This window comes from Mesorhizobium waitakense, assembly GCF_056431085.1.
In genome coordinates this window covers 44055-64146 of sequence record NZ_JBWKME010000076.1, presented here as the reverse complement: position 1 = coordinate 64146, position 20092 = coordinate 44055, and the positions used below count along the sequence as shown (strand labels likewise).

The 20092-nt window shown below is 63.2% G+C and carries 23 protein-coding genes and 1 pseudogene; 11 read left to right on the top strand and 13 right to left on the bottom strand.

What is annotated here, in order from left to right:
• Positions 1 to 36 precede the first annotated feature (36 nt).
• Positions 37 to 942, top strand: a complete 906-nt coding sequence (locus AC07FD_RS17650; protein ID WP_478350878.1) for a hypothetical protein — start codon at positions 37 to 39, stop codon at positions 940 to 942.
• Positions 943 to 948: 6 nt separating this feature from the next.
• On the opposite strand, the gene AC07FD_RS17645 is transcribed toward AC07FD_RS17650, so the two are convergent.
• Both AC07FD_RS17645 and AC07FD_RS17640 read right to left on the bottom strand, forming a co-directional pair.
• On the bottom strand, positions 949 to 1146 hold the full coding sequence (locus AC07FD_RS17645; protein WP_478350877.1) for a hypothetical protein: 198 nt from the start codon (positions 1144 to 1146) through the stop codon (positions 949 to 951).
• Between the two features lie 217 nt (positions 1147 to 1363).
• A complete protein-coding gene (locus AC07FD_RS17640) occupies positions 1364 to 1762 on the bottom strand; it encodes a GFA family protein (protein ID WP_478350876.1) in 399 nt (132 codons plus the stop codon).
• Between the two features lie 117 nt (positions 1763 to 1879).
• On the opposite strand from AC07FD_RS17640, the gene AC07FD_RS17635 reads away from it, so the two are divergent.
• A complete protein-coding gene (locus AC07FD_RS17635) occupies positions 1880 to 2368 on the top strand; it encodes a hypothetical protein (RefSeq protein WP_478350875.1) in 489 nt (162 codons plus the stop codon).
• The gene (locus AC07FD_RS17630) at positions 2365 to 2910 is read left to right on the top strand and encodes a 2OG-Fe(II) oxygenase family protein (RefSeq protein ID WP_478350874.1); all 546 of its coding nucleotides are present in this window, start codon (positions 2365 to 2367) and stop codon (positions 2908 to 2910) included. The genes AC07FD_RS17635 and AC07FD_RS17630 overlap by 4 nt, the downstream gene beginning before the upstream one ends.
• A gap of 52 nt (positions 2911 to 2962) precedes the next feature.
• Here the strand turns inward: AC07FD_RS17630 and AC07FD_RS17625 are convergent, their stop codons facing one another.
• The 3 genes and pseudogenes from AC07FD_RS17625 to AC07FD_RS17615 all read right to left on the bottom strand — a co-directional run bounded on the left by AC07FD_RS17625 (position 2963) and on the right by AC07FD_RS17615 (position 4775).
• Positions 2963 to 3919, bottom strand: coding sequence for an alpha/beta fold hydrolase (locus tag AC07FD_RS17625; RefSeq protein WP_478350873.1), 957 nt, complete (start codon positions 3917 to 3919; stop codon positions 2963 to 2965).
• 27 nt (positions 3920 to 3946) lie between these two features.
• Positions 3947 to 4366 (bottom strand): annotated as a pseudogene (locus tag AC07FD_RS17620) (SRPBCC family protein); the annotation flags it as partial.
• Between the two features lie 160 nt (positions 4367 to 4526).
• A complete protein-coding gene (locus AC07FD_RS17615; protein ID WP_477394891.1) occupies positions 4527 to 4775 on the bottom strand; it encodes a ParB N-terminal domain-containing protein in 249 nt (82 codons plus the stop codon).
• Positions 4776 to 4930: 155 nt separating this feature from the next.
• Here AC07FD_RS17615 and AC07FD_RS17610 point away from each other — a divergent pair, with 155 nt between their 5' ends.
• The 6 genes from AC07FD_RS17610 to AC07FD_RS17585 are packed head-to-tail and all read left to right on the top strand — an operon-like array spanning position 4931 to position 10997.
• Positions 4931 to 6574, top strand: coding sequence for a N,N-dimethylformamidase beta subunit family domain-containing protein (locus AC07FD_RS17610; RefSeq protein ID WP_478350902.1), 1644 nt, complete (start codon positions 4931 to 4933; stop codon positions 6572 to 6574).
• Between the two features lies 1 nt (position 6575).
• On the top strand, positions 6576 to 7955 hold the full coding sequence (locus AC07FD_RS17605) for an aminotransferase family protein (RefSeq protein WP_478350872.1): 1380 nt from the start codon (positions 6576 to 6578) through the stop codon (positions 7953 to 7955).
• A 9-nt stretch (positions 7956 to 7964) separates the two neighbouring features.
• Positions 7965 to 8894: a 3,5-dioxohexanoate:acetyl-CoA acetone transferase gene (gene kce / locus AC07FD_RS17600; protein WP_478350871.1), complete on the top strand. Its 930-nt coding sequence runs from the start codon at positions 7965 to 7967 to the stop codon at positions 8892 to 8894.
• Positions 8895 to 8931: 37 nt separating this feature from the next.
• Positions 8932 to 9441 (top strand): 2-thiouracil desulfurase family protein, encoded by a 510-nt coding sequence (locus tag AC07FD_RS17595; RefSeq protein WP_478350870.1) that lies wholly within the window; start codon positions 8932 to 8934, stop codon positions 9439 to 9441.
• A 3-nt stretch (positions 9442 to 9444) separates the two neighbouring features.
• Positions 9445 to 9972 carry an N-acetyltransferase family protein gene (locus AC07FD_RS17590; protein ID WP_478350869.1) on the top strand — a complete coding sequence of 176 codons (528 nt, stop codon included), beginning with the start codon at positions 9445 to 9447 and terminating at the stop codon, positions 9970 to 9972.
• Positions 9969 to 10997 (top strand): histone deacetylase family protein, encoded by a 1029-nt coding sequence (locus AC07FD_RS17585; RefSeq protein ID WP_478350868.1) that lies wholly within the window; start codon positions 9969 to 9971, stop codon positions 10995 to 10997. Before AC07FD_RS17590 ends, AC07FD_RS17585 begins: the two co-directional genes overlap by 4 nt.
• A gap of 15 nt (positions 10998 to 11012) precedes the next feature.
• Here the strand turns inward: AC07FD_RS17585 and AC07FD_RS17580 are convergent, their stop codons facing one another.
• The 3 genes from AC07FD_RS17580 to AC07FD_RS17570 all read right to left on the bottom strand — a co-directional run bounded on the left by AC07FD_RS17580 (position 11013) and on the right by AC07FD_RS17570 (position 13986).
• Complete coding sequence (locus tag AC07FD_RS17580) at positions 11013 to 12281, bottom strand: cysteine desulfurase-like protein (protein ID WP_478350867.1); 1269 nt, start codon at positions 12279 to 12281, stop codon at positions 11013 to 11015.
• A gap of 44 nt (positions 12282 to 12325) precedes the next feature.
• Positions 12326 to 13393, bottom strand: coding sequence for an aldo/keto reductase (locus AC07FD_RS17575; RefSeq protein ID WP_478350866.1), 1068 nt, complete (start codon positions 13391 to 13393; stop codon positions 12326 to 12328).
• A 119-nt stretch (positions 13394 to 13512) separates the two neighbouring features.
• Entirely contained in the window at positions 13513 to 13986 is a 474-nt protein-coding gene (locus AC07FD_RS17570; RefSeq protein WP_095085555.1) for a hypothetical protein, read from the bottom strand.
• 397 nt (positions 13987 to 14383) lie between these two features.
• On the opposite strand from AC07FD_RS17570, the gene AC07FD_RS17565 reads away from it, so the two are divergent.
• Entirely contained in the window at positions 14384 to 14548 is a 165-nt protein-coding gene (locus tag AC07FD_RS17565) for a hypothetical protein (protein ID WP_478350865.1), read from the top strand.
• 59 nt (positions 14549 to 14607) lie between these two features.
• On the opposite strand, the gene AC07FD_RS17560 is transcribed toward AC07FD_RS17565, so the two are convergent.
• Entirely contained in the window at positions 14608 to 15114 is a 507-nt protein-coding gene (locus AC07FD_RS17560; RefSeq protein ID WP_477394873.1) for a DUF1993 domain-containing protein, read from the bottom strand.
• Between the two features lie 140 nt (positions 15115 to 15254).
• On the opposite strand from AC07FD_RS17560, the gene AC07FD_RS17555 reads away from it, so the two are divergent.
• Positions 15255 to 16307 carry a DUF1176 domain-containing protein gene (locus AC07FD_RS17555; protein WP_478350864.1) on the top strand — a complete coding sequence of 351 codons (1053 nt, stop codon included), beginning with the start codon at positions 15255 to 15257 and terminating at the stop codon, positions 16305 to 16307.
• Positions 16308 to 16335: 28 nt separating this feature from the next.
• On the opposite strand, the gene AC07FD_RS17550 is transcribed toward AC07FD_RS17555, so the two are convergent.
• From AC07FD_RS17550 to AC07FD_RS17535, 4 genes are all read right to left on the bottom strand, one after another.
• A complete protein-coding gene (locus tag AC07FD_RS17550) occupies positions 16336 to 17250 on the bottom strand; it encodes an alpha/beta hydrolase family protein (protein WP_478350863.1) in 915 nt (304 codons plus the stop codon).
• Positions 17251 to 17424: 174 nt separating this feature from the next.
• Entirely contained in the window at positions 17425 to 19035 is a 1611-nt protein-coding gene (locus tag AC07FD_RS17545; RefSeq protein WP_478350862.1) for an NTP transferase domain-containing protein, read from the bottom strand.
• Positions 19032 to 19736, bottom strand: a complete 705-nt coding sequence (locus AC07FD_RS17540; RefSeq protein WP_478350861.1) for an XdhC family protein — start codon at positions 19734 to 19736, stop codon at positions 19032 to 19034. The genes AC07FD_RS17545 and AC07FD_RS17540 overlap by 4 nt, the downstream gene beginning before the upstream one ends.
• A gap of 6 nt (positions 19737 to 19742) precedes the next feature.
• Positions 19743 to 20081 (bottom strand): XdhC family protein, encoded by a 339-nt coding sequence (locus tag AC07FD_RS17535; RefSeq protein ID WP_095085542.1) that lies wholly within the window; start codon positions 20079 to 20081, stop codon positions 19743 to 19745.
• Between the last annotated feature and the right edge of the window lie 11 nt (positions 20082 to 20092).

Genomic DNA, 20092 nt, shown 5'->3' with positions numbered 1-20092 from the left:
AATCTTACACTGTAAGGCAAATGACGGAGGAGAGCCATGCAGACCGCCCTGTCAGAATTGCAGCCCCTGCCCGAACCGTACCCGCCTGGCATCGCGATCGAGGATGTCTCGCTCGACCTCAGCCGTATTATCGAGCACGCCGAGGTGAATGCCTGGCTCGACCTCTACGCCGCGGTGCCTGCCGATTTCGCCGCAAGCCAGGGCCTTTCGATAACGGAAGAAGGCGGCCTCGCCTGGACCACCTGCACGACAATCCCGTTCATCCATTTCAACTGCGTGAAGAACTTCGGCGTCGACAGCCCGGCCTCCGAAAGCCAGCTCGACGCGCTGCTGGCGCACTACCGCGCCGCCGGCATTTCGCGGCCCTGGTTCTATGTCAATCCGCACACTGAACCGTCGCGCCTCAGATGCTGGCTCGAGGCGCGCGGCCTGCAGCGCCAGGGCGGCTGGGAGCGGATTTATCGCGGGGCAGAACCGCTGTCATCCGAGCCGCTCTTCACGGCTGAAGGGGTTTCAGTAGAACGGGTAACAAAGGCATCGGCAAGCGAATGGGCCGGCTTCATCGACAGCCGCTACCGGCTGCCCACCTCACCATGGCTGATGGCTCTGGTCGGCCGAAAGGGCTGGCATCACTACATGGCCAAGCGGGACGGCGCGGTGGTGGCGGTGCGCTCGCTGTTCATCGGGCCCGACGGCGCGGCCTGGAGCGGCATCGACGCGCCGGTACCCGGCATCATGGCGCCGAGCTTCGATCTCGACGCGGTGGTTGGGGAAGCGCTGGTGCGCGACGGGATTGCGGCGGGCGCGAAACTGTTCGTCGCCGACATCGAGGCGCCGCACGAGGAGCGCGACGGCCCTGCCTATCGCAACTACGCACGCATGGGCTTCAGAATCGCCTATTTCCGCAGCCATTACAGCTATTTGCCGGCCAGCTCCAACTGACCGTACCTAAGTAAGCAGCCATTGCTGGAAACAGCTTTTGGCCACCATATGGGCCGGCGGCACCACAGGCTCGTCGACGGAAGTCCGGCGAACCCGTTCGAGCAGTATGCGCACCTGTTCGGGGCGCACACGATCGCGCTCCATGACAAGCAGGACCATCGGATCGCTCAAAAGCTCGTCCAGGGTGCTGATGCTGTCGTTCATCCGTCGTCTCCTCGAATGCCGTACCCGCGCCCCATAAATAGGGAGACGATGATGGCCCGCCAATGACGCTTTGCCGGCTATCTCGTGTCTCTTTCGATTAAATTTTGGTCATGGTGAGCAGCCGGTTCGCGCAAGCGAATTCATCGTGCCAGTGGCACGATGAAAGGCCGGCGAACGCCGGGACGCTGCGCAGCAGCGGGGACCCGGCCGATGCGCTTTAGCCTGGCGGCGGTGCGCCTTCGTATTGCGGCAGGCCATCATCGAGCACCACCCAGGGCTGCTTCGAGGCCGTGAAAATATGCATTTGCGGTTTGAAAACGGTCGGATCGTCAAGCGAGCCGGTGGTGATGCCGATGATGCCAGCAGAATCGCGCCGGGAGAACATCGTCGTGCCGCAGCTTGGGCAGAAGCCGCGCTTGAGATCGGGCGAGGTGTTCACCGTCGCGAGCGGCCCCTCGATCGTCACTTCATCGATGCGAAACAGCACGCGTGCGTTGAAGGCGGCGCCAATCACCTTCTGGCACAGCCGGCAGTGGCAGACGCGTTCGTTGATGGGTGCAGCGTCGACGCGATAGCGCACCGCCTTGCACAGGCATCCGCCCTGATATTTGGCCATCGTCCTTGATCCATAGGTGAAGAGAATAGGCGGCAAGGTAATGGCCGACCCGATTGGGTCAATTGAAAAGCTTTGATACAACGCCATCGCTTATCGTGATGCAGTGGACCTGAAGCCATGACACCAGACATCGAAACCATCGGCATTGCGGAGAAGCAGAAATTGCTGCGCAGGAATTTCGACCGCAGCAAAAGGAACGTCTATCGCGGCTGGTTCCCGCTGCAGCCGGCAGCCGTTTCCTACAAGGAAGGCATCGACATGGGTCCGGACCTTGCCGATCCGGCCGATGCCTCGGTTTCCGACGATCCGTTGTGCGAGCCGACACCCCTGCCGGCCGAAGAGGCCCTGCCCGGCTGGCGCGCGGCGGCAGCCGACTACTACCGCGCCATGGAGACGGTGGGCAACGCGCTGATGCGCTCGATCGCCCGCGGCCTTGGCCTGCCGGAAACAATCTTCGACGCCTATTTCGATCACGGCATCTCGACGCTGCGGCTGATCCGTTACCCCTTGCGTGACGCGTATCGGGAAGCGCGAAGATGCGCAGCAATTGTGCTCTTCCTTCCGGCGTCAGCCGGTCATCGCCGGGAAAGTCGCGGACGGCCATGAAGCCGATCCCCGAAGCTGCGGCCATGATCCTGGCGTCGGTACGGTCACGGGCGGGTGCGGGCGGCCCGAACAGATCCGCCAATGCCGGCGTAGACACCAGCGGACCGGAGTTTTCGGTGGTGCACAAGGGCGAGACGCGCACAATCATCGGCCGCGAGCATGCCGATTCAGGCTTCGTCACTTTGCTGGCGCAGGACGGCGTCGAAGGTCTGCAAGCAAAGAACCTCACTGGCGAATGGATCGACGTGCCGCCGGCCAACGGCACGCTGGCTGTCAATTTTGGCCAGTTGCTGGAGCGCTGGACCGGCGAACGCGTCCGCGCGACGCGACACCGGGTGATCGCGCCGAAAACGGCGCGCTTCTCGATCCCGTTCTTCTACGAGCCACGCGTCGACGCGGAGATCGCGCCGCTGCCGTTGACCGACGCGGACCCTTTCGAGCCGTTCCTCTACGGCGACCATCTTTGGGAAGCGGCGACGAATTTCGTCGAGATGAGCGGCATCAAGCATCTCAGGCAGCCGCGCCGAGCGAAGGCTTCATAAACAAAACCGCCGGCCATTTCGTCGGAAACGGCCGGTGGGAATCGGCAGGCAGTTATTCGGTTTCGCTGACGACCTCGTCCCAGGTCTTCACCTTGGTCTCGCCGTTGAGAAACGGCAGTGCGGCAGCGGTCAGTTCGGGGGCGAAGAAGACGTCGTAATGGGTGCGGTTGGGCAGGATCGCCAGGCGGTTCTGCGACAGGTTCTCGCGCATCCAGCCGGCGTCCTTCAGCCCGCCGCCGAGCATCTGGTAGAACTTGATCTCGTGCTCGGGCCGGTACATGTCGCTGTCGCCATAGGCCAGCATGACCGGCATCTTCAGCTTGGCGACGTCGGCGGAGTAATCGTAGTTCTGACGCATGAAGTTGCCGAGCGTGTCGAGGAGCCTCGGGAAGTCCTCGGGATGCGGCGCCACCGCGACGTAGGATTTGTACATCGGCGTGTCCTTCATGAAATCGGCCGCCGCCGCGCTGACTTGCGCCTGCTGGCCGCGCATCTCGGCGTAAAAACCGTCCGCGGCATAGCCGGTCGAAACCAGCACAAGGCGGCGCACCGTTTCAGGATGCTGGACCGCCATGCGGAAGGCGACGCCGCCACCCAGCGAATAGCCCATGACGTCGACCTTGTCGTAGCCGAGCGCCTTGACGAGATCAGCCATGTCGTCACCGATCGCCTCCAGGGTGAACGGCCGATCGCCAAGTGCCGTGCGGCCATGACCCTGCAGGTCGACGCCGATGACGGTGCGATTCTCGGCAAGCTTCGGCAGGATCGGGGCGAACATGTCAGTCGTGCCAAGACCGCCATGCAGCAGAAGCAGCGGCTCGCCCTTGCCGTAGACGGCGTAATAGTAGTTCAGGCCGTTGACCGGCAGCAGGCCAGATTTTTCCGGCTTCGGCAGTGGGTTCGTAGCGGTCGTCATGGCGGGTTTTGCCTCCTCTGCATTGGTGGGGCCCGGTGAAGCAAGAAGCGCTGCAGCCGAAGCAAGAATGGCGAAAATCAAGGTTTTGGACATATCGATCTCCTCCTCGTCCCGACGGTATCAAAGCGTTCTGGCGAGCTCTTCGAGCTGGTCGGTGCACTGGCCCCAGCCCTCGTGAAAGCCCATCTTCTCGTGCTGCTCGCGGTCGGCGACACTCCAGTGCCTGACCCGAGCAATGTAGCGGGTCTTGCCATTGCCCTCGTCCTCGAAGGTCAGCACGCCGGTCATGAACGGCTTCTCCGATGGCTCCCATGCCTTTGTGTAGGCGTCGGTAAAGACGATCTTCCTGCCGGGAACGACTTCGAGGAAAACGCCGGGGTTGGGGAATTCATTGCCGTCGGGGCCTGCCATCACGACAAGGCTCGAGCCGCCGGTGCGCACATCCATTTCGGCGCGCAGCGTCGTCCACGGCTTTGGCGCGAACCACTGCGTCACCAGTTTCGGGTCTGTCCAGCAGCGGTAGACGTTCTCGCGCGGCGAGCTTGGTGGTCATGATGGGGTCCTTGCATGGTTTGATCTGGCTTCCGTCCCTAGGACGAGCGGATGACGCGCAAGTCGACATCGCCAGAGAAAAAATCTGGGCCAGCGAAAAAATCTGGAGAAATGCGCCTGTTGGATAGAGATCACGAACGAAGGAGCGTCAGTGGCGCTTGGCTTGCACCAGATAGGCGTCGATCTCGGTCTCGCCGAGCCATTTGGCTGCTTCCAGCCGATGCAGGCCTTCGACCAGGATATGGCGCTTGCCGTCATGGCGGACCTGGATCGGCGTTTTCATGCCGTTTTCGAGGATGTCCTCTGCCAGATGCCTGACGGTCTCGGGATGCAGCGTCTTCTTGCGTGCCGCCGGCACGTAGATGTCGTCGACCTTGACCTTCTGGATTCTCAGCATGCCGCCTCCGGTGGCGGAAAACGCCGCCCTTTGTGGAGATAGTCTTTTTGGCCACAGGGGCCAAGGGCGCGGCTAACGAATGCTGGCCCGATGGTTTCCATTTGACGCTTGACCGCCAGATCGCCGAAATGGCGCCTTTGAAACTTCAGGGCTTCATGATCAACCTTCCGACCGAATTCCCCGATTTCGGACTGACGCCGGAGCAGCGTCGCCACGCGGTGCGCGGCCATTACTATGAATGGCCTGGGATGGATGGCGAGCGCGGCGAGATCTGGTGCTACAGCGACCGGTTTTCCTATCGCGCCGGCGAGACCGTGGCGTTGCATGTCAGTTCGACGGCTCCGGCAGTCAACATGGCGATTGTCCGCGATGGCGGCACCGAGACGAAAGTGTTCGAGAAATCGGGCATCGCGGCGCGCTGGCAGGACAGCCCCGACCAGTGCTCGGCCGAAGGCTGCGGCTGGGAAGCCTCGTTTGAATTCCGCGTCGGGGCAGACTGGCCGTCCGGCGCCTATCGCGTGACGCTTGAAGCGGACGGCCGCAACGGCAAGCCGATCCATTGCCATCATCTGTTCATCGTCAGCCCGCAGCCCGGCAAGAAACCCGGCCGCGTGCTGCAGGTGGCGGCGACGGGCACCTGGGTCGCCTACAACACCTGGGGCGGCTCCAACCACTATCAGGGCATCACCGGGCCGGACCGCAACCAGTATTCGCCCATCGTGTCGACGCAACGCCCGTGGTGCCGCGGTTTCGTCGTGCTGCCGAAAGATGCGCCGCGTGTACCGCTGAAAGTCGCCGTACCGCCAAAGACGGTGCCGCGCTATCCGCACATGGAATGGGCGCTCGCCACCGGTCATTCGAAGAAGTACGCCTCGTCCGGCTGGGCCAGCTACGACAGCCATTTCCTCCGCTTTGCCGAACGGGCCGGCTATGGCGTCGACCTCGCCAGCCAGCACGATCTGCATTTCTCACCTGAGATTCTCGACGGTTACGACTGTGCCGTCTTCGTCGGCCATGACGAATACTGGACCTGGGACATGCGCGATGCGGTCGACGCCTATGTGACAAGCGGCGGCCATGCGGCGCGCTTTGCCGGCAATTTCATGTGGCAGACGCGGCTGGAGGACGAGGGCCGCCGGCAGGTCTGCTACAAATACCGCGCACGTGCCGAGGACCCCGCCTATCTCCACGGCGGCGACGTCACCCGCGCTACCAATTCCTGGGAAGCGCCGGAAATCGGCCGGCCGGGTTCAGCGACCTTCGGGCTCAACGCGACGCGCGGCGTCTATGCCGGCTGGGGTGGGTGCGCACCAAGGGGCGTGCGTGGCTTTCCGGTCTACCGGCCAGAGCACTGGGCCTTTGCCGGCACCGGCATCTATTATGGCGACCTGCTCGGCGCCGACAGTCATGTCTATGGCTATGAAGTCGACGGGCTCGACTTCGAGATACGCGGCGGCCTGCCCTACCCCACCGCGACCAGCGGCGCGCCGGACGGGTTGCAGGTTCTCGCCGTCGGAATGGCATCCCAGGTCGAGGAAAGCGCAGATATACCTATCGAGGACCAGTTCCTTACCGACGAGGATGGCCGCTTCACCGCCGAGACGCTGTTCGGCGAGGCGAGCGACGCCAATCTGGAAAAAGTCAAACGCGGCAACGGCATGATCGTCAATTTCCCGCGCGGCAAGGGTGAGGTGTTCCACGCCGGAAGCTGCGAATGGGTCGCCGGCCTGCTAAGACAGGATCCGATGGTCGAACACGTCACTAAGAATGTCCTCGATCGTTACCTCAGAAAGTCCTGACATGTCGAAAGTCCAGACCGCCGCTCAAGACACTGACGCCCGGCGCCAATCGCATCTGTTCTACCTGTCCAGCCTGCGCCGGCCATTGGTCGACCGCGCCGAGGGCATCTACATCTGGACGCAGGACGGCCGCCGTTTCATCGACGGCTCCAGCGGGCCGATGGTCGCCAATATCGGCCATTCCAACCGCAATGTGCTCGAAGCCATGAAGCGGCAGATGGATCGCGCCACCTTCGCCTACCGGCTGCATTTCGAAAACGAGCCGGCCGAAGAGCTGGCGAGGGAGCTTGCCGGCAAGCTGCCCGGGGGCATGGACCGTATCTTCTTCGTCTCGGGCGGCTCGGAAGCGACGGAATCCTGCATCAAGCTTGCCCGACAGTGGGCGGTTGCCACCGGCCAGGCCAGCCGGTGGAAGGTGATCACGCGCTTCCCTTCCTATCATGGAGGCACGCTGGGTTCGCTCTCGATCACCGGCGACGATGCGCTGGCTGAAACATTTGAGCCGATGATGCGGGTGATGCCGACCGTGCCGGCGCCGACGGCCTGGCGCGACCGCGACAACCTTTCGATGGAACAGCGCGGCGTCCGCTATGCCGACATGCTGGAGGAGAAAATCCTGGCCGAAGGCCCGGAGAGCGTGGTCGCCTTCATCATGGAGCCGATCGGCGGCGCTGCGACCGCTGCCCTGGTGGCGCCGGACAGCTACTATGCGCGCATTCGCGAAATCTGCGATCGCTACGGTATCCTGCTCATCCATGACGAAGTGATGAGCGGCGCCGGCCGCACCGGCAAATTCCTCGGCGGCGACCACTGGAACTGCAAGCCCGACATCGTCGCGCTGTCGAAGGGGCTGGGCTCGGGCTACGCCCCACTCGGCGCGCTGGCCGCGCCCATGCGGCTGGTGCAGCCGCTGCTCGCCTCCGGCGGCTTCCAGCACGGCCATACCTATGCCGGCAACCCGCTGGCCTGCGCCGCCGGCCTTGCCGTGCTCGGCGAAATGGACCGGCTCGACCTGATCGCCAATGCGGCTGCGATGGGCGACGTGCTGATGGACGGGCTGAAGGGGTTGGCCAAACGGTTTCCGTTCATCGCCGACGTGCGCGGCAAGGGCCTGCTCACCGGCGCCGAGATGGTTGCCGATCCCGAGACGCTGCGGCCGATCGACCAGGACAAGAAGGCCACGCAGCGGCTGCTCGACCTCGCCTATGAACGCGGGCTGATCATCTATGGCCGCAGGGTCAAGGGTGGCGTCGACGGCGACAATTTCATGGTCGCGCCGCCAATGATCGTCACCAGGGAACAGGTCGGCGAGATCGTCGCCATCATCGGCGACTCGCTGGAGATTCTGGCCGCCGAACTCGACCTGCCGGTCGAAGGCTGAGGGGCAAAAATGGCGGCGCGAAAAGTCATCATCACCTGCGCCATCACCGGCTCGGTGCACACGCCGTCGATGTCGCCCTATCTGCCGGTGACGCCGGACCAGATCGCCACCGAGGCGATCGCGGCCGCCGAAGCCGGAGCCTCGATCCTGCACCTGCACGCCCGCGATCCCAGGGATGGGCGGCCAACCGCCGATCCGGACGTGTTCATGCAGTTCCTCCCGCGCATCAAGCAGACCACCGACGCGGTGATCAACATCACCACCGGCGGCTCGTCGCTGATGACACTGGACCAGCGGCTGGCGGCTCCGTTGCGGGCCGAACCCGAAATGTGCTCGCTCAACATGGGCTCGATGAACTTCGCGCTGTTCCCGATGCTCGACAAGCCGAGGGAATGGCAACATGAGTGGGAGCCGAAGCTGCTCGAAGCCACGCGCGACACCATCTTCAAGAACACCTTCGCCGACATGGAGGGCGTGCTTGAGCGGCTGGGCAAGGGCTGCGGCACGCGCTTCGAATTCGAGTGCTACGATGTCGGCCACCTCTATTCGCTGGCGCATTTCCGCGACCGTGGACTGGTGTCGGGACCGCTGTTCATCCAGTTCGTGCTGGGCATACTGGGCGGCATCGGTGCTGACCCGGAAAACCTCGTCCATATGAAGCGGATCGCCGACAAGCTGTTCGGCGACAGCTACCAGTTCTCGGTGCTGGCCGCCGGCCGCAATCAGATGCCGCTGATCTCGATCGCCGCGGCGATGGGCGGCAATGTCCGCGTCGGCCTGGAAGACAGCCTTTTTGATGGCCGCCAACTGGCGAAGTCCAATGCCGATCAGGTGCGCCGTATCCGTGGCATTCTCGAGGGGCTGTCGCTGGAGGTTGCCACGCCAGCCGAAGCGCGCACCATGCTGGCGCTCAAGGGCGGCGACCGGGTAGCGTTCTAGGGGGGCTGGAGGTCGAGTGGCAAGCGGAGGAGCTGATATGGAAAGGGTTCTCGTTTCAGCCTGTCTGCTCGGCAGCAAGGTTCGCTACAACGGCTCCTACCGGCTCAACGACCATCCGATTCTTGCCCGATGGCAGGCAGAGGGACGGACCGTGCAGATCTGCCCGGAGGTGGCCGCAGGCTTCTCCACGCCACGTCCTCCGGCAGAAATTCGAGGCACGGGCGACGGCCGCGCAGTGCTCCACGGCCAAGGCCGAGTGGTCGAGCAAACGGGAAACGATGTGACCGCACTCTATCTCGAAGCCGGGCAACTTGCACTCGATCTCGCCCGAGAAACAGGGTGTCGGTATGCGGTTCTTACCGATGGCAGCCCGTCCTGCGGCAGTAGTTTCATCTATGACGGGCGTTTTTCGGGTAACCGGGTGGCTGGCCATGGCACGACCACCGCGCTGCTGGAAGCGAACGGCATTCGCGTCTTTTCGGAAGACGGCATTGGCGAGCTTGATGACCTTCTGACCGGACCGGGCCCGGCCGGCGCCGCGGCCTGACCCATGGCAGAGAAAGCCCAAGCCAGGACCACCGACACCGTTATCCGGCCCGGCCGCATCGACGATGTCGACGCCATCCATGCGGCGATCCTGAAACTCGGGACACACATCGGCGCGCCCGACGAGATCATCTCGACCGCAGACGACCTCAGAACCTACGGCTTTGGCGAGAAACCCGCCTTTTCCACCCTGATTGCCGAAGTGGACGGCGAATTCGCCGGCCTCTGCCTGCATTTCCCGATCTTTTCGACCTGGATGGGCCGGCCTGGCGTGTATGTGCAGGACCTCTACGTCGAGGACCGGTTTCGCGGCCGCAAGATTGGCGAGCGCCTGCTGCGGCACGTCGCGGCACAGTGCCGGAAAGAAGGCGGCGTCTATCTCCGGCTGTCCGTCGACACCGAGAATGAGGTCGCCAAGGCATTTTATGAAAGGCTGGGCATCGCCTGGTCGAGCTACGAGCAGACGCAGAAGATCATTGGCAAGGCCTTCTTTGCCTTTGCCGACGCGCCGCAGAATGGGGAGCAGGAATGAAAGCCTTCTATGCCGAGGAACAGAAGCGCCACGACCCCAAGGCCTTTCTTTCGAGCGGTGCCGCGAAGCCCAATCCGGAAATGCCCGAACGGGTCGAACGATTGTTAGCCGGCGCATTATCTGCCGGCTGCACGATCGAGCGGCCGCGCAATCACGGGCTCGGCCCGGTCTCGGCGGTGCACACGCCGGAATATCTCGACTTCCTCGAGCACATTTTCGAGCGCTGGCAGCGCATCGAGGGCGCTTCTGCCGAAGTGATCCCCAACATCCACCCGATCGCGCGGTCAGGCAGCTATCCGGCCTCGGCGGTCGGCCAGGCCGGCTATCACATGGCCGACACCGCTTGCCCGATCTCGGGCGAGACATGGCAGAGCGCGCTGTGGAGTGCATGGAGCGCCGTCGAAGCCGCTGAAGCCGTGACATCAGGCGCGCCGGCCGCCTATGCGCTGTGCCGCCCGCCCGGCCACCATGCCTTTGCCGATGTCGCCGGCGGCTTCTGCTTCGTCAACAATTCGGCGGTCGCCGCACAGACCTTGCGCAAGCAGGCTGCGCGGGTGGCGATCCTCGATGTCGACCTGCATCACGGCAATGGCACGCAAGGCATCTTCTATGCGCGGCCGGATGTGCTCACCGTCTCGCTGCACGCCGATCCGGTGCGCTTCTATCCATTCTTCTGGGGCCATGCCGACGAGCGCGGCGAAGGCCCGGGCCTCGGCTACAATTTCAACCTTCCGCTGCCGCGCAAATCCGCCGATACGGCGTTTCTCGAAGCGCTTGCGGTGGCGTTCCAGCGTATCCGCGCCTTTTCGCCGGACGCGCTGGTCGTGGCGCTTGGCCTCGACGCGTTCGAGGGCGACCCGTTCGGCGGGCTTTCGGTGACGACACCGGGCTTCTCACGCATTGGCGAGGCCATCGCCAGGCTCGGCCTGCCGACCGTCATCGTCCAGGAAGGCGGCTACCTCTGCGACGAACTCGGCGACAATTTGACGGCCTTCCTCACCGGTTTCGGTGGCAAGACGTCGTGATTGGTCAAGCTGGCGTCAGGAACGCTGCTGCCTGAGCATGGCGATGGCCCGGTGCACGCTCTCCAGCGTTTCGTCGATTTCGGCCGCCGTGTTGTAATGCGCGATGCCGATGCGCACGACCCCATGTTCGGCCGGAATGCCGAGCTGGTGGACGATCTCCCAAGCGTAGTTGTGGCCGGACCACAGGAAGATGTTTTCGGCGTTCATCTGCCGAACGATCGTCTCCGGCACAATGCCGTCGACGGTGAAGGACACTGTCGGCACACGTTCGGCGAGCCGCTTGGGATCGGTGATGCCGTGAATGGTCAGGCCTGAAATGTCCGACAGCCCTTCGATCAGCCTTTGCGCCAGCGGGTTTTCGTAGGCGATCGACACCTCGAACGCCTTGGCGATCTTGCGCCTTCGCGACCCACCCTCGCCCGCTGCCGCACCCAATCCTGAGAAATAATCGACCGCGGCCGTGAGGCCCGCCATCAGCTCGATCTGCGGCGTGCCGAGTTCGAACCGCTCCGGCAGGCCATCCGACGAACAGCGGCATTTGTAGGGTTGCAGGCCATCGATGACATCACGCCGGCCCCACAATATGCCCATGTGCGGACCGAAGAATTTGTAGGCCGAGCAGATCAGGAAATCGCAACCGAGATCTTTGACGTCGATCAGGCCATGCGGCGCAAACTGCACGGCATCGACGTAGACCAGGGCGCCGGCATTCCTGGCGATGGCGGTCAACGCCTTCACCCGGTTGATCGAGCCGGTCAGGTTGCTGGCGTAGTTCAGCGCAACCAGCCGGGTCTTCTCCGAAAGCAGATCCGCCAGCGTCGCCTCTTCGACCTGCCAGCTCTTTTCATCGAACGGCAGCCAGCGCACCACCAGGCCAAGGTCCTCGGCCAGTTGCAGCCAGGGCGAGACATTGCCCTCATGGTCCATGCGGGTGAGGATGATCTCGTCGCCGGGCCTCATCGTGCGGCCGAGCGTGCGCGACATGTGATAGGTCAACGTCGTCATGTTGGCGCCGATGATAATTTCCTCAGGGGTTTCCGCACCGAGGAAATCGGCCATCGCCTGATGCGCCTCGTCGACGACGGCCTGCGCTGCGACAGTCGTTTCGAAATAGCCGCCAAGGTTGGCGTTGGTGGTCAGAAGGCAGCGCGACACGGCGTCGGCGACTGCCTGTGGCACCTGCGTGCCGGCAGGATTGTCGAGATAGATGCGCCGCCGCCCCTTGTCGGTCAGGGAGAGCGCCGGAAACCTTCCACGCACTGCCTCGATCGGAAAATCCACCATTGTCTCCACCCCCCTCTGACATTCCTGGATAATTCTGTCCCCTATCAAGGACAGGGATTGCCGACGCGCTGATGGATCGCGTCCACCGCCTTCTGCATCTCTTCGGTCCAGACGACGTCGACCGAAGACAACGCCATGTCGAGCTGCGCAAGGGTGGTCGCGCCGACGATGTTCGAGGTGACGAAGGGCCGGCTCGATACATAGGCATTGGCAAACAGCGCCGGTTCGAGGCCAAAGGAGCGCGCCAGCTCATTGTATTCGAGCTGTGCCTCGGCCGCATTGGGTGTCTCGTAGCGCTGGCCGCGGTTGAAGAGCTGCGTGCGCGACCCCTGAGGGCGAGCGCCATGGTCGTATTTGCCGGTCAGATATCCCTGTGCCAGCGGCGAATAGGGAAGCAGCGACACCTGTTCGCGCTCGCAGACCTCGGCGAGGTTCACTTCGAAGGTGCGGTTGACGAGATTGTAGGCGTTCTGGATCGACGCGACGCGGGGACCGACGCCTTTGTCCGCCTCCGCCAGGAACCGCATCACGCCCCAGGAACTTTCGTTCGACAGGCCGAAATGGCGGATCTTGCCGACCTTCACCAGTTCGTCGAACACCGCAAGGGTCTCGGCGATCGGTGTTTCGTTGGTTGGTGCGCCCACGGAATCGGCGCGGCGCGGTACGGCGCCGACGCGCGTCGGGTTGGCGCCCCAGGGTATGTCCCGTTCCGGCCAGTGGATCTGGTAGAGGTCGAGATAGTCAGTGCCGAGCTTGGCCAGCGATTTGTCGATAGCGTCAAAGATATCGGCGCGTACCAGTTGCGACGGCCTGTCGCCGCGAAACCAGCCGTTGGCGGTGCGGCCGACGACTTTCGAGGCCAGGATCACCTTGTCGCGGTTGCCGTTGGCCTTCATCCAGCTGCCGATGATCTTCTCGGTCCGCCCTTGCGTCTCCGCCTTGGGCGGGATCGGGTAGAGCTCGGCGGTGTCGATGAAATTGACGCCGCGCGAGAAAGCCAGATCCATCTGGGCGTGGCCATCTGCCTCGGTGTTCTGCTGGCCCCAGGTCATGGAGCCCAGGCAGATCTGGCTAACAAGAAGATCGGTCCGACCGAGACGGCGTTTGTGCATGGAATTCTGCTCCGGAGGGAAAGCTTGCGTGGCGGCGTGGGAAGGAAGCCGCATCTATAGGGAAAGCAGAGGCGCTCTCCAAGCCTCGCCAGCCCGACTTTTGGGTGAACAAGTGGCGTTTAGCGGCGAGCGCCGGCCAGCGCGCGGCGCTTGGCCTCGTCGATCAGCATATTGGCCACCTGCATGCGGATCATGGCGCGCTGGCGCAGGTGCGGAGCGACACGGTCCGGATGGTTGGCAAAGGCGAAGCTGCGGCGCATGCGGCCAAAATCGGCGACCTGCTTGGGCTGATTGAGGCCAAGTTCGACTGCAATGGATTCCGGATCGATCGGCGGCAGGCTTTCCTCGGGCTTCAGCTCTTCGCCGGCGAGTGCCAGTCTGGCATGCTCGAGCAAGGCGGCGAATTCGGTCGCCAGATCGGCGCCGGCCTCGCGGTATTCAGTGGAAAAGCTGCTGCCCGAAACCTTGATGCGGCCGGAATGGAGTTCATCGGCCACCGAGAGATAGTCGAACGGGATGGATGGGCGAGCGCCGGACTCCTCGCCCTCGATCCCGTCGAGCTTGTCTGAAGCGACGAAGAGGTCGTCGAGCAACGAAGCGAAATCCCGCTTGGCGCCAGTAGCGATGTCAGCCTCCCCCTTGCTCGACTATCCAAGCTTCAGACCATAAAACCGGCTCGTTAAAAATGCATGCCACCGATGTTAACGAATTTAGCCGTTGCCGGGACCAAAGCTGCGGTGTCTGCCGTCCCAAAACGAAAAGCCGGACTGCAATTTCGTGCAGTCCGGAATTCGCCAGGAGTGGCGAGGAAAAGCCGGCCATGTGCCGGCGTTCAGCGTACGGTGCGCATCGGGAAAAGGTTTCACCCGCTCGCAAAACTATGCTCTGAAAAATCATCAGGACATGGCAGGCATGCAAATGCTGCACTGCACAATTGTCACGATTCACCTATATTAGGAGCCGTGGAGGAATCAACCAGGAGCCTGAACCATGGGTTTCTTCACTGAAATGTTCGCCCGGCCGCGGCCGCAGGAACATCTGAGATACCGCTCCGCACTCGCACTGCTTCATTCGATGAGCAATGCCGACCGCGCCGACATCGGCATGAAGCCCGCCGACTTTCCGCGCATCGCCCGCGAAATGTCCATTTGCTAAACACATACGCTCGCGAGATGTCCCGGATCCGTCCAGGACATCTCAAAAACCTCAAGTCCTCAGCGCGCGCCGAGGAACGTCGCCTTGCCCAATGGCACGCCATTGTGGCGAAGGATGTCGTAGGCGGTGGTGAGGTGGAAATAGAAGTTGGGCATGGCCACATGCAGGAGATACTGCAGGCCGGGCATCGAGCGTTCGCGCCCGCCAAGCTTCAACTCGATCACCTTGTCGTCCGACCCGTCGAACTCCGCGGCTGAAAATGTCGCCAGCAGGTCCAGGGTCTTGGTGATGCGCGCCTGGATATCGGCAAAACTCGCCTCGTTGTCCTCGTAACTCGGCACTTCGCGACCGGCGAGCCGCGACGGCGCACCCTTGGCATGGTCGGTGGCGATCTGCACCTGCCTGGTCAGCGCAAACATGTCGGGCGCCAGCCTGGAGGTCAGGAACACCTGCGGGTCGATCTTGCGCTCAAGCGCATTCTGTTCGGCTGCCGCCAGTATGGTGGAAAGGGCTTTCAGCCTCTCCGTAAACACAGGCACGGATACCTCATACATCGATATCGTCACGTCAAATCTCCTTGTCCGGCCGGAACGCCGGCGGATGGACGTAGCGCCTTCAGGCACGATTCTTCAAGCACCACCAGCGCCGCGTCACCACGATGCCGCAATCGCCATAGTAGAATCTCCCCATCGAGCGGAGATTCCCGATGAGACGCGCCCTTTTCGCAGCGACTGCCTTTCTCTCCCTTGCTACAGCAGGCCAAACAGTACTGGCCGCCGACGATACACCCGAAGCGCCGTATGTCGACGATCGATCAAGCGCCGACGCCGTCGTCCGCTCACTTTACAGCGCGATCAACCGGCATGAATTCGCTCGCGCCTGGGGTTATTTCGGAGATACAAAGCCGGCAAAGGACTTCGACAGTTTCGTCAAGGGCTATGACGGCACCGAGAAGGTCGAGGTCGAGACCGGTGCAATTTCAGACGAAGGCGCTGCCGGCAGCATTTTCTACAATGTCCCTGTCGCCATTCGCGCCACCGACAAGACCGGCGGCGAAAAGGTCTTTGCCGGCTGCTATACGCTGCGCCAGGTCAATGCACAGATCCAGGCGGCGCCGCCCTTCGATCCCATCCACATCGAAAAAGGTGCGCTGAAACCCTCCACCGCCGATTTCGAGGAGGCGCTGCCGCCAAGCTGCGGCGACGGGCCGCCACCTCCGAAGAAGGACACGGCACTGGAGCAGGCCAAGAAGGCCTTCCTGGCGACTTATGGCGACCAGTGCGACAAGCAGTTCCTGGCCGGTGAGCCGACCGTTTTTTCGATCAAATACAAGGACAAGGATGCAGCGCCCGGCGACCCCGACAAGGAAACACGGCTGTTCCATTTTTCCTGCTCCGCCGCTGCCTACAATGAAAGCTCGGTCTACTACATGACCGACGAGCTATCGGCCGTGCAGCAATTGCAGTTCGCCGAACCCAAGATGGATATCCGCTACGAGAACAATAACAGCGACGGCAAATTGCTGGGCATGAGCATCGTCGGCTTCCAGACGACCGGCTGGGCGGTCAATTCCGACTATGACGAGGAAGCCCACACGATCACCACCTTCAACAAGTGGCGCGGCGTCGGCGACGCATCCGACTCGGGGACCTATCTGTTTCGCAACGGCAGTTTCTCGCTGGTCCAGTTCGACGTCGACGCATCCTATGACGGCGAGGAAAATCCGCAGACGGTTGTCGACTACAATACCGCGCCCTGAGGGTTAGCCCGGCTTCCCGCAGCGTCGATCAAGGTGCCTTCGACAGCATCCAGTTGAGGGTGCCGCGCCAATCGGTCATGCGGATCGGCGTGCCGTGGGTGCCTGTCTCGAAACGGACGAAGCGGGTCGGATATGCCTTTGATTTGGCGATGATGGAGCGGAAGAAGGCTTCCTGCTTTTCCACCGGGAAAACCACGTCATGGCTGCCCTGGCCGAAAAAAACCGGGACATGACGCTTGAAAGCGGGACTGGCGAAAAAACTCTCATCCCACAGCGAGCCGAGCAGCAGCAGCCCGTTGACGCGCCGGCCGGTGTCGTTGCGGGCGGCAAGCTTCCAGCACAGCGCGCCTCCCATCGAGCCGCAAGCGACAAAGATTTTCGCGCCTGGCGATTGTTCGGCGTAGTGGTCGATCAGCGCCGCCACCTGGGCCGCGCCCTTGTCGCCGAAATCGGGAAAGTCAGGGCTGAGATAAAGGCCGCCATTGCCGGCCATCAGGTTCTTGAGGCGGTTGAAATTGCCGCCGAAGGTAAAGTCGTCGACGCCTTGCTTGCGACTGCCGCCCTGCCCGTGCAGGTAAAGCACGATGATGCCCGCGCCCTCGGTCTTGCCAACGGCTACGTGCCTGACGTCGCCGGCATCGGTCTTCAGCAGCAGATCCTGCTGGACCTTGCGCACGCTGGTGTCCGTGTATTGGGCGCGCACCCTGCGCTCCGGCACCTCGTCACGCTGGTTTATGTCGCGTAGCTCATGGTAGTCGAGGACCCTGTAGGCGCCGCTGGTGTCGGACGACAGCACGGCCGGATAGGCGAAGAGATCGTCCTTGAAGGGTTTGAGTTCGAGAGCATTGGCATGGGCGGCGACACAAAAAACCAGCGCTGCAGTCAGAAAGGCGTAGAGATTTACGAAGACCCCCCTCTGGCCTGCCGGCCATCTCCCCCTCAAGGGGGGAGATTGGAGGTCATTTCGGCCTTCGCCAATCTCCAGGATTGCTGAATGTGCACTGTCGGCGAAACTGCTGATCTCCCCCCTTGAGGGGGAGATGGCCGGCAGGCCAGAGGGGGGTGCAACGGTACGAGTAGCCATGCCAGCAGGCATGCGTTTTTCAGCTTCCGTTTGTCAATCCTGCAATACGCCGCCGGCGCCTTCCAGCGCTTCGCGGGTGTCGACATCGACGGACGCCCCTGCGCCGATCTCGACATCGATGACATCGAGCCCTTCGGCCTCGACCAGATGACGTGCACCGGTGTCGCCTTCCAGATGGGCGATCGCCGGAAACAGCGAGCGCGGCAAAAGCACCGGGTTGCCGCGTTTGCCGTCATGCGAGGCGCGCACCACCGAATTGCCGCCGGCCTTGCGGAATGCATCGATCAACCTGTCGAGGTCATCAGACGAGACACCCGGCATGTCGCCGAGAACGATCATCACGCCGGCGGAGTCTTCGGGCAGATAGGCAATGCCGGCCTTTAGCGAGGTGGACAGGCCGTCGGCGAAATCGGGATTGTCGGCGAAAGCCACATCCAGCCCCGCCAACGCCGCCTGCACCCGCTCGCGCTGGTGGCCGGTGACGACAATCGTGCCCGACGCCTTCGAGCCGAGCGCGCGTTCGGCGGTGCGGCGCACCAGCGGCTTGCCGTCGAACAGGGCCAAGAGCTTGTTCGGCCCGCCCATGCGGCTCGACCGGCCCGCCGCCAGAAGCACGATGCCAACCTTGAGCTTGTTTTTGGGCGGCAGCGGTTCGCGCGGCTGCGGCCGGGTCGGGATTTCCATCAACAGCCCGCCGACGCCCATGCCGGCGATATCCTTGGCGGTCACGTCAAGGCCAGCGATCAACCGGTCCAGCACCCAGTCGAAGCCATTTTCCTTGGGGCTGCGGGCGCAGCCGGGTGCACCGATGACACGCTTGCCGCCGAGCGTACCGAGCACCAGCAGATTGCCGGGATCGACCGGCATGCCCGCGCGGATAACAGTACCACCCGCCCTCTCGATCGCCGCCGGAATGACATCGGCGAAATCACTCATCGCCGACGCGCCGAAGATCACCACCATGTCGTTGTCGCGCGCCAGCAAGGCCGCGGCCTCCGCCACCGGAGCGATCTCGTGCGGGGTGCGACGCTCCGCTGTCAGCCTGCCGCCGGTGCGCGCCAGCCGCGCTTCGGTGACGCGCAGCGTCTTGTCGAGCACGCTCGGCTTGATGCCCGGCAGGACGGTCTGGATGACGCCGACACGCACCGGCTGATAGGCGTTGACGGCAAAGATTTCCCCGCCGGCGCAGATTTTCGTGACCGCATCGACCAGCGCAGAGCTGACCGCGAAGGGAATGATCTTCACCGTCGCGACCATCTGGCCTTTCTCGACCGGCGCATGCTGCGCCAACGTGGCGATAGTGATGGCGGGATCGACGGCGTTGATGGCGTCGATGACAGCGGCATTGACGGTGAAGATACCCGCTGACCCGGCGTGGAGATTGACCCGCCCGGTCGCGGCCGGCCGAGCGTCGATGCCGCGAAAGGCCATGCTCTCGGCTATTTCCCGCGCGGCGGCGTCCTCACTGAGATCGTCGGCGGCCAGCACGGCCGCTACGACCTGGGAAATGCCGGCGCCCCGCAGCAAGGCGACGTCTTCGGCGTTCAGCCTGTGCGCCTTGCGAAAGTGCCGTTCGCCGGCCGTGGTGGCATGCGCCAGCACCGCACCTTCGGCCGCTTCGATCGGAATCGGGCCGAATTTCACGCTGCCGCGCCTTTCACTTCCAGACCGCGCGAGCGGAAGGCATGGACGACCTGCGCCAGCACCGCGACCGCGATCTCGGCAGGGCTGGCGGCACCGATGTCCAGCCCGATCGGCGCGTGAATGCGGGCGATCTGGTCGGCGCTCGCGCCCAGCGCCAGCAAGCGTTCGACACGCTTGGCGTGGGTTTTGCGACTGCCAAGCGCGCCGACATAGAAGCAGTTGGCATCGAGCGCTGCCTTCAGTGCGAAATCGTCGATCTTCGGATCATGGGTGACGGCGGCAAGCGCCGTGTAGCTGTCAAGCGGCTGGCGCTTCAGCACGTCCTCCGGCCATTCGGCATGCAGGGTGACATCGGGAAAGCGGTCTGATGTGGCAAAGGCGGTGCGGGGATCGATGATCTCCAGGGGATAGCCTGCGATCCTGGCCATCGGAGCCAGCGCCTGGCTGATGTGCACAGCGCCGACGACAACCAGCCGCGGCTGCGGCAGATGCGCGTTGAGAAAGAAGGTCCGTCCCTCGGCCTCGACCGAACCGGAATTGCCTGATCGAAACGCCCTGGCGACCGCAGCGCCGAGATCGCCGGCAACCTGATCGCCTTCGCGCACGATACGGTCGCGGCCGTCACCGACATCGGTGACGAGGATCGCCGCGCGGCGGGCGCGGCGTTCGACGTTCAACATCTTGAGCGCATACGGGTCCATAAAAGGTCAGCCCAATCTTTCAACATAGACCTTGATGCGGCCGCCGCAGGACAGGCCGACCTGCCAGGCGGTTTCGTCGGCGACACCAAACTCGAGCATCCTGGCCTTGCCTGTGTCGATCACATCGATCGCTTCGGTAACCACCGCGCCTTCGACGCAGCCGCCAGAGACGGAGCCGTGAAAATTGCCGTCGGCATCGATGACCAGATGGCTGCCCACGGGGCGAGGCGCCGATCCCCAGGTCTCGACCACCGTGGCGATGGCGACATCCTTGCCGTCCTTCATCCAGCCTTCCGCGATGATCAGCGGATCGCGGGCCTCGTCGAGATAGATGCTGTTTTCCATGATCGCTTCTC